The organism is Serratia sp. A07, from assembly GCF_058725505.1.
In genome coordinates this window covers 1-11,750 of sequence record NZ_JBZXDO010000056.1, presented here as the reverse complement: position 1 = coordinate 11,750, position 11,750 = coordinate 1, and the positions used below count along the sequence as shown (strand labels likewise).

Sequence of the window (11,750 nt, the reverse complement as noted above, 5' to 3'; positions counted from 1 at the left end):
ACGCAGGATGCGACCTTCGACAACCCGTACGGTTTCCCCGACCTGTCGATGTGTTTCTGGCCGGTGGCCTTCAAGAAGGGCGGCTGGCGGTTCTGGATGACCTTTACCGAGAAGTACGGCAGCCCGTGGCTGGTCGGCAAGCATCCTCGGGGCACGGCGGACGCCGAAATCGATCTGTTGCTGAACTCACTCGAAGGCATGGTGGAAGACGCCGTGGCGGTCATTCCCGACGACTCGTCGGTGCAGATTATGGAGGCTGGCGGCAAGGGCGCCTCCAGCGATATCTATCGTCACCTGATTGAGCTGGCGCGCTCGGAGATCACTATCGCGCTGTTGGGGCAGAACCAGACCACCGAGGCGTCCGCCAACAAGGCCAGTGCCGTGGCCGGGCTTGAGGTCACCGCCGATATCCGTGACGGCGATGCCAAGCTGGTGATGAGCGCCATCAATCAGGTGCTGCGCCATATGGTGGAGCTCAACTTCGGTGACGTGCCGATGCCACAGTGGGAGCTGTGGGAGCAGGACGCGGTCGACGATGTCCAGGCAAAACGCGACCAGAGCCTGACCCTGTCGGGGGCACTCTTTACCCCGCAGTACTTTATGCGCGAGTACAACCTGCAGCCCGGCGACCTGCGCGAGTCGGCGGTGATGACCCCGCTCACTAACGCCGCCTTTGCCGAGTCGCAGGCCGATGAGGCCGGACTGAGTGAAGAGGCGCTGGACGGCGCGCTGTCGTCGCTGCTGCACACCGGTCATGCGGATAAAGTTCTGGCGCCGATACTGGCGCCATTGTTCGACGCGGTCCGGGATGGCGCGGCACCGGCGCAGCTGATGGGCATGCTGGCGGAGTTGTATCCGCGTATGGATGCAGGCCAGCTGCACGAGCGCCTGGCGCGCATTCTGTTTATGGCAAAGGTTGCGGGGAGGCTCAGTGCTCAGCAGTGATGATTTGTCGGTCTGCTTTGGCCTGCCGCCGGCGCGCGCCATTGCGTATCTGAAGGCCAAGGGCTATCGCATCACCTGGGACTGGGAGGAGATTTGGCAGGAGGCGCACGCCGAGGCGTTCACCGTGGCCAGGGTCACCCGCCTCGATATCCTGGAAGATATCCGTCAGGCGCTGGCAAAAGCCCTTGCAGAGGGCAAAACCGCGCGCTGGTTCAAAAAGGAACTGACGCCGATACTGCAGGCGAAGGGATGGTGGGGGAAAGCGGACGCCACCGACCCGTCGACCGGTGAGCCGGTAACCATCCAGCAAGGCAGCCCGTGGCGGTTGGATACGATTTACCGCACCAACATGTCGACGCTCTACAGCGCAGGACGCTGGGCCGAACAGCAGGCCAATATCGATGACCGACCCTACTGGATGTACGTGGCCATCCGCGACAGCCGCACCCGCCAAAGCCATCTGGCGCTGCATGGCCTGGTGTTTCGCGCCGATGATCCGTTCTGGCAGAGTTTCTACCCCCCGAATGGCTGGCGCTGTCGCTGCAGCGTGGTCGCACTGAGTGCCGATGATGTTCGCCGCCGGGGGCTATCTGTCGGTTTTGCTGCCAGCAGGCTGGATACCTCGATGAGGCTGGTCTCTGAGAAGACCGGTGAATTGAAGGAGGTCGCCACCTTCCGCCTGCCGTCGGGTAAGACCATCAGCCCCGACGTCGGGTTCTCGTACAACCCCGGGCACGGTTATGCGCCAGACCTGGTGCGCTATGGCGGCTCGCTGGCAAGTCTGGCGCGCGAGCAACTTGGAGAACGTCCATGAACGACCTGATGCACATTGCCATTAATGCCGGTGAACTGGAGAAAGCCCTGCGTAACCTCGACACCGCCGGGCGGGATATGACACCGCTGATGCGCGCCCTGGCGGAAACCCTCAAGACCGAGACCGACCTCAACTTCGAGGACGAGGGGCATCCGGCCTGGCAACCGTCGGTGGCCGCCCAGACGCGCGAGGGGATGACGCTCTCGGCAACCGGGCAACTGCGCGGCAGCGTGACCACCGAGTACGACAGTCACCAGGCCACGCTCGGCACCAACCTCGATTACGCGCGTATTCACCAGCTCGGCGGCAAGGCCGGCCGCAACCGCAGCGTCGAACTGCCGGCACGCCCGTACCTGCCGGTCGACGCCGACGGTACGCTGCAGGCCGGTACCGAACAAAAACTGCTGGATACGGTGCTGCGCTACCTGGAACGGTCAACTGGACGTTAAGGCCGTCACGCGATTTAAGGCGCGCAGGCGGGTCAGTTTACCTCTGTACGCCCCGACGGCCTTTATAAACCTTTATAAAGGCCTCTGCGGCGGTTTTTACGCGCGGTCGTTGACGCCATCCTCAATCAGCGGCATGATCGGCGCACACCTCTTGGTCTTTCCTCCTCTATTTTCCCGTTACCCCGTTTTTCTTAAAGCCGTTTAAAAGCCGACACCATTCCCTCTGCGCCACACTGCTCCGGAACATTCACCGGAGGGGACATGAGCACACTCCATATTTTCAAGGCCGGCACGCATACCGACATGCACGGCCGCAAGATTGATTTCAGCGAGACCATGATCGGCGACATGGTGCAGGCGTACGATCCGTCGCTGCACGAAGCTCCCATCGTGGTCGGGCACCCGCGCACCGACGACCCGGCTTACGGCTGGGTAAAACGCCTGGCAGCTCAGGGGCGTGACGTGCTGGCTGAACCGCATGAGGTCGACCCGGCATTTGCCGAGCTGGTTGCCAGCAAGCGATTCAAGAAGATTTCCGCCTCGTTCTACACCCCGGACTCACCCAGCAACCCCAAGCCCGGCGTCTATTACCTGCGCCATGTGGGGTTCCTGGGTGCTCAGCCGCCGGCTATCAAGGGCCTCAAAAGCGCCTCATTTCATGAAGAGGAAGACGGCGTGGTGGAGTTCGCCGACTGGGGCTTTACCACCAGTGCGTCGATGTTTGCCCGCCTGCGTGACTTCTTTATCGAGAAGTTCGGCCGTGAGGCCACCGACGAGGTGATCCCCGCCTGGCAAATTGACGCCCTGCGCGAAGCCGGCCAACCCGAATCGACGCCGCGCCCCGCGTTTACCGAATTTACCGTCGCTGCTCCGGCAGCGCCCATTCCCCCCACCACTGAGGACAACACCGTGGATGAGCAAGAAAAACAGCGCCTGGAGCAGGAGAACGCCGACCTGAAACGCCAGCTTGACGCCCGCCGTCAGGCCGACAGCCAGGCACGCCAGCAAGAGGTACACAATGCCAATGCCGCCTTTGCCGACGGTCTGGTGACTGACGGGCGACTGGCCCCGGCCGCCAAAAACGTCGTGGTGGCGATGCTCGATGCTGCCGACGCCGGCGAAGAGCCGGTCAGCTATACCGAAGGCAGTATCACTCAGCCGCTTGGCGAAGCGTTTCGCGCGCTGCTCAAAAGCGCGGCCCCGCTGGTTGATTTCAGCGAGGTTGCGACCAAGGAGCGCGGTAACCCTACCGTACACACGGCAGAGTTCGCCGACGCCGATCCGGTGCAGCTGGCCCTGCACCATAAAGCGCTGGCCCTGAGCCAGTCCGAAAAAATCAGCTATGAGTCAGCGGTCAAACGCTGCCTGTAAGGAGAGAGCATGTCCGACTATCTGAAGGGAAAACGCGTCGTTGACCCTGTACTGACCACGGTAGCGCGCGGCTACAAGAACGCCGCTTTCATCGGCGACCAGTTGTTCCCTGTGGTGCAGATGGAAAAGGAAGGCGCAAAAGTGCCGACCTTTGGAAAGGGGGTGTTTGCTGTTTATGACACCAAGCGCGCCGTCGGTGCCGACAGCAACATCATGATCCGCGAGAAGCAAGACAGCATGGATATCCTGCTGGATGAGCACGACCTGGCAGCGCCGGTGGATTATCGCGAGCAGCATGAGTCGATGTTCAACGAGGAAGTCAAGGCCGCCCGGCGTGCGACCAATGGCATCGAACTGCGCCGCGAGATCTACGCCGCCGAAATGGCGCAGAACCCGAAAATCTACCTGACCAACGCGGTCAAGAAGCTGGTCAGGGAAGATGCCTGGGTGAAAGACGGCAAGGCCAATGGCGATCCGCTGCGGATTATCGAAGACGGCATGGAAATCGTGCGTCAGAACATCGGCCTGCGTCCGAACGTCATTACCTTCGGCGCATCGGTCATGGCGTTGCTGCGGTTCCACCCCGCGCTGCAGGCGGCCATTGGCGCCAACGAGCGCAAGCGCATCACGGACGATATCCTCAAGGATCTGTTCCAGGTGGATAAAGTGCTGATCGGGGCGCCGCGCTCGCTGTCAACCGACGGCAAGAAGGTGTCCGACCTGTGGGCCGACAATGTAATGCTGCATTACATTACGGCCCCGCAAGCCGGCAGCGACAGCGCCGACGAGAACGAGCCGTCGTTCGGCTATACCTTCCGCCGCACCGGCATGCCCGTTATCGACAAGTTCGACAGCGCCGGCGGCAAAGTGGTGAACGTCCGCTATACCGACATCTACAAGGTGGCGGTGGTCGGGTCGGATGCCGGGTACCTCATTACCAACGTGAAAGGAGTCTGAGATGCAGACGCAACAGGTTGTGTTGACCACAACGGTAGTGGCAAGCGAGCCGCTCACGCAGCAACGCCTGGTGAATGTGACCGGCGGGCTTTGCAGAGCTGGTGATATTGCGCTTGGCGTTGCCGAAGTTGACGGCAAGGCCGGCGATTCGGTGCCGGTCAACGTGCTGGGTATCATCGCCGCTGAGGCGGGCGGTGCCATTGACGTGGGCACATCGCTGACGGTCGATGACCAGGGCCGCGTGATTGCAGCTGCGCCGGCCGAAGGTAAAGACTCTCAGGCAGCCGGCGCGGTGGGTATCGCGCTCAGCGCTGCCGGCGGAGAGGGTCAGCTCATTCGTGTGCTCTGGAGGGCGTAATGGCCTACTGCACGGTCGCGGATGTGGGCAAGGTTATGGCCAGCCGTACGCTGATTGAGCTCACCAATGACGCGGTGATGATGAATATCGGCGAGGCGTTGCCGGCGACGGTCAACGAGGCGGTCATCCTTGACGCCATCCGTTATGCCGACGAGTTGATTGACGCCCACCTGCGCGGGCGTTATCGGCTGCCGCTGCCCCTCATCCCCACGGTATTACGTGATCTGGCCGTCAATCTGGTGTGCCACTGGCTCTATCGACGGCGCCCGGAGGGTGACCTGCCGGAGGCGGTCAAGGAGAGCTATCGCGGCACCGAGAAAACCCTGGTGGCCATTCGTGACGGCAAACTCACTCTCGGTGTGGAAGCGACGCAGCGGGATATGCCGGAGCCCGGCGAAATGCGCGTGCGCAGTCCCGGGCGTCGCTTTGGCGGCCCCGGTGGACTTTTGGAGCGTTACTGATGAACGTCAGCGAGCTGTTAACTGCCGTGGTGACACGGCTTCGCACCAAGTTGCCGGCACTGCATGTGGATTTTTTTCCGGAGAGCCCGGCAGAGTTTCGCCTCAACCACCCTTTGGGGGCGGTACTGGTGAGCTATGGCAAATCCACCTTTGGCAAAACACAGGATGTGGGTGTCGTCATTCAGCCGCAGAGCGTGCGGTTCAACGCCACCGCTGTGCTGCGCCAGCTTAACGGCAAGGGCGGCGCGGTCGACGTCCTCGACTTGCTGCGTCAAAGCCTGGGCGGCTGGCGTCCACCGGACTGCCAGCGTGACATTTGGCTGGTCGAGGACGTGTTCCTCGGCCAGCGCGAGGGACTGTGGCAGTACGTCCTGACGTTCGAGACGGTCACGGTATTTGTACAGGACAGCGAGTCGGCGGATCAGCCGCTGCTCACCCAAGTTGATTTCGAGGAAAGCGATGAAATACATCTACAACGGCCCGGCGAGCGGGGTGACGCTGCGCTTCGGGGAAGTGCTGCAGGAGATCCTGCTGTTCCCTGAACGGGAGGTCGAGATGCCTGCCGACCATGAGTATACCCAGACGCTGGAGATGCTCGGCTATCTGACGCCGGTGGAAGATCCTTCCATCTTTGATGAACCGGTACCTGAACCTGAGCCAGCCCCTGAACTGCAAACGCAGCCCGAGCCTGATACCAAGGTCAAGGCCGCTGACGGTAAAGGCAGAAAGTCCCCTGAAGAAGGAGATAAACAATGAGTGCCAATTATTTACACGGGCCGGAGGTTATCGAGATCGAGCGTGGCTCGCGTCCGGTCAAGGGCGTCAAGTCAGCGGTTATCGCCGTAGTCGGTACCGCCCCGGCAGGTCCGGTCAATGTGCCAACGTTGTGCCTGACCGAGAAGGATGCGGCGCAGTTCGGTAGCGAAGCTGAGGGGTTTACTTTGCCGCAGGCGCTAAGGGCCATCTACGACCACGGTGCGGGTACCGTGGTGGTGATCAACGTGTTTGACCCCAAGCGCCACAAGGCGACACAGAACGAGCAGGACGTGACTTTCGACAAGGCCACCAACCAACTGCAGCTGAAGTCTCCGGTGGTCAGCCCTGTTACGCTTAAAAGCACTGACGCCAAAACCACCTATGTTGCAGGGAAGGATTTTACCGTTATTGCCGCCACCGGCATCGTTACCCGTGTAGCCAATGGCGCGATTGCGGTGGGGGCACAGGTCAGAGCAACCTATGACAATGCGGATACCTCGAAAGTCACCGCCGCAGATATCATTGGCAGCACTGATGCCGCCGGGCGCCGTACGGGGCTCAAGGCGCTGGATGAGACCTATACGCTGTTCGGTTTTGACGTAAAGATCCTGATCGCCCCGGTTTACTGCACTCAGAACTCGGTGACGGTTGAACTGATTGCCTGCGCCGAGAAGTACAAGGCGCTGGCCTACGTCGATGCGCCGGTTGGCACCACGTTCGCCCAGGCCATCAACGGGCGCGGACCGGCCGGTAATATCAACTTCAATACGTCTTCCGACCGTGTACGGCTCTGTTACCCGCATGCGCTGGTCTACGATAAGGCGACCAACAAGAACCGCCTGGAGCCGCTATCCCAGCGCGCGGCCGGTCTGCGCGCCAGGGTCGACAACGACAAGGGCTTCTGGTGGTCGTCCTCCAACCAGGAAATTGCAGGAATTGTCGGCATGGAGCGGGCGTTATCCGCCAAACCGGGTGACCCGCAAAGCGAGGTCAATCTTCTCAACGAAAATGGCATCACCACGGTGTTCAACAGTTTCGGCAGCGGTCTGCGCCTGTGGGGCAACCGTACGGCGGCGTTTCCGAGCGTGACGCACATGAAAAACTTCGAGAACGTGCGGCGCACCGCCGATATGCTCAACGAGTCCCTGCGGTTTTACAGCCAGCAATATATCGACCAGCCGATTGACCAGGCGCTGATTGATGCGCTGACCGAGTCCGTCAACGCTTACGGTCGCAAGCTGATCGGCGACGGCGCGTTGCTCGGGTTCCTGTGCTGGTATGACAAGAACCGCAACCCGGATGAAGAAATTGCCGCCGGTCATCTGCTGCTGAGCTACAAGTTCACGCCAAAACCGCCGATGGAGCGCCTGACGCTGGAATCGGAGATCACCGGCGAGTTCCTGGCCACGCTGAAAGGAGCGACACAATGACAACGAGCGACAATCGCACGCTGCGCCGTCGGGTGCTGGATACGCTCTACCGCGAGCGCAAAGTGCGCCCCCTTGGGCATGGCCTGTTTATCGGCGAGCTGGAGACGCTGTTCGGCGCCCCGCTGGACTTCGATGTTCAGTACCTGGTGGAAAAAGGCCTGGTCAGCTGGTCGGCCGGCTATCTTAAACTGACCGCTGCCGGCATCGATGCCGTCGAGGAGGAAAACTATGGCCGGTAAAATCGAGATCAACGCGATCAGCAACGCCAATATCTACGTCAACGGCGCGAATTTGTTGGGGCGAGCCGAAGAGGTCAAATGCCCGGAGATCCAGGCCATTATGCAGGAGCGCAAGGCGCTGGGCATGGTCGGCAAGCTGGAGTTGCCTTACGGCTTTGACAAGCTGGAGGGTGAGATCAAGTGGAACAGCTTCTATGCCGACGTGGCGCGCCTGGTGGCCAACCCGTTCAACAGCCACCAGTTGCAGTGCCGTTCGAGCGTACAGCGTTTCGGCTCTCAGGGACGTATTGATGAAATCCCGCTGGTGACCTACATGACGGTGATGTTCAAAAAGAACCCGCTGGGCACTTTCAAACAGCACGAGAGCCCGGACTTCACCAGCGGTTTCAGCTGCACCTATGTCAAGCAGGTGCTGGATGGTGAAGAGCTGCTGGAGCTGGACTACATGGCCAATATTTTCCGTGTTAACGGTGTCGACGTGCTTGCAGATTACCGCAGTAATATCGGCGGCTGATATCCCGGTTTCGTCCATTAGCCTATTGAAGGGGCCGCATCGCGCGGCCCTTTTGCATTATTAATGCCGTTTAAAAGCGCCGACTACCCAGGTGCGTTACCGTGCTTCTACTGATTATTTTACTCAATCCAGTAGAGGAACATCTTATGTCTCAATCAACCGAACAATTTCTGCTCCGCTATCCCTACACCACCGCTGGCGGCCAACGCATCGAAAAGCTGCCCATGCGTCGTCTCGAAGTGCGCGATATGAAGCGCGTCATGGCCGCCAACAAGGACCCGGCGAACTGGGACATGCCGCTGATTGCCGCGATGGTGGATTTGCCGGTTGAGGATTTGGACAGCATGGATCTGGCGGATTACATGGTATTGACCCAGCGGTTTCAGGCCCTGTCTAAGCTGGATGACGAACCCGAAACAATTGCTGAAGGCTGAGGCGTTACTGGCGAGATGGTTTCGGTGGCAGCCCAGCGAGATTGACGGGCTCCAGGTAGAGGCGTTCGAGGGATATCTCAGGGAAGCGGGTGAGCAGATACGCCACGAATACGGCGAATGATCCAGGCCACCAGTTGGTAAAGCACCTCGGAAAGTCCAGCCAGCAAGATGATGACGGGCTGCAGCAGCATCAACGCGAAACAGTAGGCCAGCGCGACGGCTGTTGCGCTCACAAGGGTGACGAAAACGCTAAGCCACCAGTCGCCACCGGTCGCGGTGAAGGTATTGTAAAGCTCGATAACGCACCAGGCATAACTGCCCAGAACCGCTGAGCCGAATAAAACTGCAAAGATGATCATGCCGTCGCCTCCTTTTTGAACTGAGAAGAGTTTACCCCTATGCCGAGTTCATTTTCAATTGGTGTTGTCGTTTCTGCCGCGCTGTCCGGGACGTTTCGTACCGTCATGGGCAACGCGCAACGCACGCTTGATATGCTGGGCTCGGCCACTACCCAAATGCAGCAACGTCAGGAAGCGTTAACCCGTGCGGTTGGGCGTTACGGTGACATTGGTGGTAGTGCCGCCCGCCGACTGAACAGCGAACTGACGCGTGTCGGGCAGACCATGGAACGTTTGCAGCAACGACAAGCCAGTCTGTCACGCACCACCATTGCAGCTGCGGCGCTGCGGGATAATCGCAAGAAGCTTTACCGTGACGGGGTGGAAGCCTATGGCATGGGATGGACGGTTTATAAAACTTTGAAACCATCCGTGCAAAAGTCTATGACCTTCCAGGACAATATGGCCGACATGGCCATCACGGCGGGCTACGACAACAAAACCCGCGATTCGATCGGTAAAAATATCCGCGCCTGGAGCCTCAAGTATAACCAGACCCAGGATGACCTGCAGGCCGCCACCAGTTCGCTTATCGGCAACAATATCGACGACATTGATGATATCCGGGCTTATCTGCCGAGCATCGCCCGTGGGGCCACTGCCACGCGCACCACCGCCGAGCAATGGGCCGAGGCGGCGTTTACCACCAAACAATCGCTCGGGATCGCTGCCAAAGACTTCGCTGCCGTGCAAAACATCATGGCTTATGGTGGCAAGGCCGGCTCGTTTGAAATCCCTGACCAGGTCAAATGGCTGCCCAGCCTTGCACCGCAAATGGCCGGCATTTCCCAGGGCAAGGAAGCGGTCGCCGAGATGGCCGCCGCGCTGCAGGTGGCCAAAATCGGGGCGGGAACGTCTGACGAGGCCGCCAACAACTTCAAAAACTTCCTGACCAAGCTCTTCGCACCGGATACGCAGAAACGCTTCGCCGATCAGGGGATCAACCTCAGCGAATCGCTGATGCGTCAGAAGGCCGAGGGCATTTCGCCCATTGAAGGCATGATGAACGTCATTCAGTGGTCGCTCGAACAAAAAGGCCCGGAGGCCGTCAAGCAGTTCAAGGCGGCCATGGCGCTCAAGGATGATGCGGCGCGCGATCAGGCTTTGCAGGCGCTGCAGAAAAACTTCGGTCTGGGTGAGCTGTTCGCCGATATGCAGGTGATGGCCTTCGTTCGACCGATGCTGGCGAACATGGACAAGTACCGCTCCATTCGTGCAGAGGCCCTTAAATCGGCCGACAACGATGTGCTGGGCAGTGACTACGCCAAACGCCTCGAGTCTCCCCTCGAGAAGATGAAACAGCTCATGGTCGCCACCAACGAACTGGGCATTACGTTGGGAGAGCAGTTGACACCAGCAATAGTAGGCGCAGTGGATAAAATGCTGCCGCTGATTACCGCAACCGGTGAGTGGATCAAGGCACACCCACAACTGGTTCAGGGTATTGCCGGCGTCGTGGCCGGGCTTATCGTATTCAAAGGACTCGTCGTTGGTCTGCGGCTCTTAATCAATCTCATCGCTACGCCGATTGTTACGGTGGTGAGAAGCTTTAAAGCGGCGCGTGGTGCCTGGGAATTGCTCCGCGCCGGTTTCGGTCGCGGTGGCGGCATTGCTCGTGCTGCAGGCGCTATCGGCCAACTGTCAGGGCGCGTTATGCGCCTGGGCCGAACTCTGGCCGGAGGCGTGCTGCGCGGTATCGTACGTGGCGGTGCACTGATGGGGCGCATGGGGATGGCCGGCCTGCGTCTCGGTCGCATTCTCGGCGGTGTATTGCGTCAGGGGCTGATGATCGCCGGCCGCGCCGTGCTGTTTATCGGCCGGGCATTGATGATGAATCCTATCGGGCTGCTCATCACCGGCATTGCGATCGGGGCCTTCCTGATTTACCGCTATTGGGGGCCCATCAGTACCTGGTTCAAGGCGCGCTGGGAAGATATCAAGCGGGCTTTCTCCGGCGGCATTACCGGCGTGGCAGCGCTCATTATCAACTGGTCGCCGGTCGGGCTGTTCTACAAGGCCTTTGCCGGGGTGCTGCGTTACTTCAACATCGAGCTGCCGGCCAACTTCACCGACTTTGGTGCCAACCTGATTGAAGGGCTGGTGAGCGGTATCACCAGCAAGCTGGCAGCGGCGAAAGACACCATCGTCAACTTTGGCAGCAGCGTCAAAGGCTGGTTCACCGAGACACTGGGCATCAACAGCCCCTCCCGCGTGTTCATGGGCTTTGGGGATAACATCGTCCAGGGCGCGGTGATTGGCATCGACCGCACTACCCCACAGGCAGGCTCGGCAGCTTCCCGTCTTGCTTCGGCGTTGATGCCGTTTGGCAACAGTACACCGCTCGCGGGGTGGTTTGCCGACCTGCCTGCACGAATAACGCGTCTGGCCGGTCAGGCCCCCCAGGGGCTGTCGACGCTGCAGGTTTCGTCAGCCTCCCGTCGCCCGCCCGTCCCCGAGGTACCCACCTGGCCCGAAGCCGGCGAAAGCACCGCTGTTCGTGGCGGCCTTGCGCGTCGCGGCCGTGGTGCTGCAGGTCCGTCCGGACCGGGTATCACGGTGCATTTTGCGCCGGTCATCCACATTGATGGTAAACGCCAGAATGCCGGCCCGGAGATACAAAACGC

14 protein-coding genes and 1 pseudogene are annotated in these 11,750 nt (G+C 60.3%); 14 read left to right on the top strand and 1 reads right to left on the bottom strand.

Annotated features, from left to right (window positions below; all coding sequences use genetic code 11):
• From AC4PR2_RS26215 to AC4PR2_RS26155, 13 genes and pseudogenes are all read left to right on the top strand, one after another.
• The coding region (locus AC4PR2_RS26215; protein ID WP_492175700.1) for a phage portal protein family protein at positions 1-945 on the top strand (945 nt) is incomplete at its 5' end.
• Positions 932-1,759 (top strand): phage head morphogenesis protein, encoded by an 828-nt coding sequence (locus AC4PR2_RS26210; RefSeq protein WP_492175699.1) that lies wholly within the window; start codon positions 932-934, stop codon positions 1,757-1,759. The genes AC4PR2_RS26215 and AC4PR2_RS26210, both read left to right, overlap by 14 nt.
• Positions 1,756-2,208: a phage virion morphogenesis protein gene (locus AC4PR2_RS26205; RefSeq protein WP_492175698.1), complete on the top strand. Its 453-nt coding sequence runs from the start codon at positions 1,756-1,758 to the stop codon at positions 2,206-2,208. The genes AC4PR2_RS26210 and AC4PR2_RS26205 overlap by 4 nt, the downstream gene beginning before the upstream one ends.
• Before the next feature lie 261 nt (positions 2,209-2,469).
• Positions 2,470-3,579: a peptidase gene (locus AC4PR2_RS26200; protein ID WP_399610279.1), complete on the top strand. Its 1,110-nt coding sequence runs from the start codon at positions 2,470-2,472 to the stop codon at positions 3,577-3,579.
• Between the two features lie 9 nt (positions 3,580-3,588).
• The gene (locus AC4PR2_RS26195) at positions 3,589-4,536 is read left to right on the top strand and encodes a hypothetical protein (protein ID WP_399610282.1); all 948 of its coding nucleotides are present in this window, start codon (positions 3,589-3,591) and stop codon (positions 4,534-4,536) included.
• A 1-nt stretch (position 4,537) separates the two neighbouring features.
• Positions 4,538-4,894: a DUF2190 family protein gene (locus AC4PR2_RS26190; protein WP_492175697.1), complete on the top strand. Its 357-nt coding sequence runs from the start codon at positions 4,538-4,540 to the stop codon at positions 4,892-4,894.
• Positions 4,894-5,355 (top strand): gp436 family protein, encoded by a 462-nt coding sequence (locus AC4PR2_RS26185; RefSeq protein ID WP_492175696.1) that lies wholly within the window; start codon positions 4,894-4,896, stop codon positions 5,353-5,355. The genes AC4PR2_RS26190 and AC4PR2_RS26185 overlap by 1 nt, the downstream gene beginning before the upstream one ends.
• Positions 5,355-5,816 (top strand): annotated as a pseudogene (locus AC4PR2_RS26180) (Gp37 family protein); the annotation flags it as partial. The gene AC4PR2_RS26185 and the pseudogene AC4PR2_RS26180, both read left to right, overlap by 1 nt.
• Positions 5,815-6,111, top strand: coding sequence for a hypothetical protein (locus AC4PR2_RS26175; RefSeq protein WP_399610289.1), 297 nt, complete (start codon positions 5,815-5,817; stop codon positions 6,109-6,111). The pseudogene AC4PR2_RS26180 and the gene AC4PR2_RS26175, both read left to right, overlap by 2 nt.
• Positions 6,108-7,541: a phage tail sheath subtilisin-like domain-containing protein gene (locus tag AC4PR2_RS26170; protein ID WP_492175695.1), complete on the top strand. Its 1,434-nt coding sequence runs from the start codon at positions 6,108-6,110 to the stop codon at positions 7,539-7,541. The genes AC4PR2_RS26175 and AC4PR2_RS26170 overlap by 4 nt, the downstream gene beginning before the upstream one ends.
• Complete coding sequence (locus AC4PR2_RS26165) at positions 7,538-7,780, top strand: hypothetical protein (RefSeq protein WP_492175694.1); 243 nt, start codon at positions 7,538-7,540, stop codon at positions 7,778-7,780. The genes AC4PR2_RS26170 and AC4PR2_RS26165 overlap by 4 nt, the downstream gene beginning before the upstream one ends.
• Positions 7,770-8,294 (top strand): phage major tail tube protein, encoded by a 525-nt coding sequence (locus AC4PR2_RS26160; protein WP_399610297.1) that lies wholly within the window; start codon positions 7,770-7,772, stop codon positions 8,292-8,294. The genes AC4PR2_RS26165 and AC4PR2_RS26160 overlap by 11 nt, the downstream gene beginning before the upstream one ends.
• A 146-nt stretch (positions 8,295-8,440) precedes the next feature.
• Positions 8,441-8,728, top strand: a complete 288-nt coding sequence (locus AC4PR2_RS26155; RefSeq protein ID WP_399610300.1) for a phage tail assembly protein — start codon at positions 8,441-8,443, stop codon at positions 8,726-8,728.
• Between the two features lie 77 nt (positions 8,729-8,805).
• Here the strand turns inward: AC4PR2_RS26155 and AC4PR2_RS26150 are convergent, their stop codons facing one another.
• Entirely contained in the window at positions 8,806-9,087 is a 282-nt protein-coding gene (locus AC4PR2_RS26150) for a hypothetical protein (protein ID WP_399610302.1), read from the bottom strand.
• 39 nt (positions 9,088-9,126) lie between these two features.
• Between AC4PR2_RS26150 and AC4PR2_RS26145 the strand changes: the two genes are divergently transcribed.
• A partial coding sequence (locus AC4PR2_RS26145) for a phage tail tape measure protein (protein WP_492175693.1) occupies positions 9,127-11,750 on the top strand: 2,624 nt, incomplete at its 3' end.

Coding starts and splice junctions, on each gene's coding strand:
- AC4PR2_RS26205 (WP_492175698.1), top strand. CDS start 1,756: ATGAACGACCTGATGCACATTGCCATTAATGCCGGTGAACTGGAGAAA.
- AC4PR2_RS26200 (WP_399610279.1), top strand. CDS start 2,470: ATGAGCACACTCCATATTTTCAAGGCCGGCACGCATACCGACATGCAC.
- AC4PR2_RS26195 (WP_399610282.1), top strand. CDS start 3,589: ATGTCCGACTATCTGAAGGGAAAACGCGTCGTTGACCCTGTACTGACC.
- AC4PR2_RS26190 (WP_492175697.1), top strand. CDS start 4,538: ATGCAGACGCAACAGGTTGTGTTGACCACAACGGTAGTGGCAAGCGAG.
- AC4PR2_RS26185 (WP_492175696.1), top strand. CDS start 4,894: ATGGCCTACTGCACGGTCGCGGATGTGGGCAAGGTTATGGCCAGCCGT.
- AC4PR2_RS26175 (WP_399610289.1), top strand. CDS start 5,815: ATGAAATACATCTACAACGGCCCGGCGAGCGGGGTGACGCTGCGCTTC.
- AC4PR2_RS26170 (WP_492175695.1), top strand. CDS start 6,108: ATGAGTGCCAATTATTTACACGGGCCGGAGGTTATCGAGATCGAGCGT.
- AC4PR2_RS26165 (WP_492175694.1), top strand. CDS start 7,538: ATGACAACGAGCGACAATCGCACGCTGCGCCGTCGGGTGCTGGATACG.
- AC4PR2_RS26160 (WP_399610297.1), top strand. CDS start 7,770: ATGGCCGGTAAAATCGAGATCAACGCGATCAGCAACGCCAATATCTAC.
- AC4PR2_RS26155 (WP_399610300.1), top strand. CDS start 8,441: ATGTCTCAATCAACCGAACAATTTCTGCTCCGCTATCCCTACACCACC.
- AC4PR2_RS26150 (WP_399610302.1), bottom strand. CDS start 9,087: ATGATCATCTTTGCAGTTTTATTCGGCTCAGCGGTTCTGGGCAGTTAT.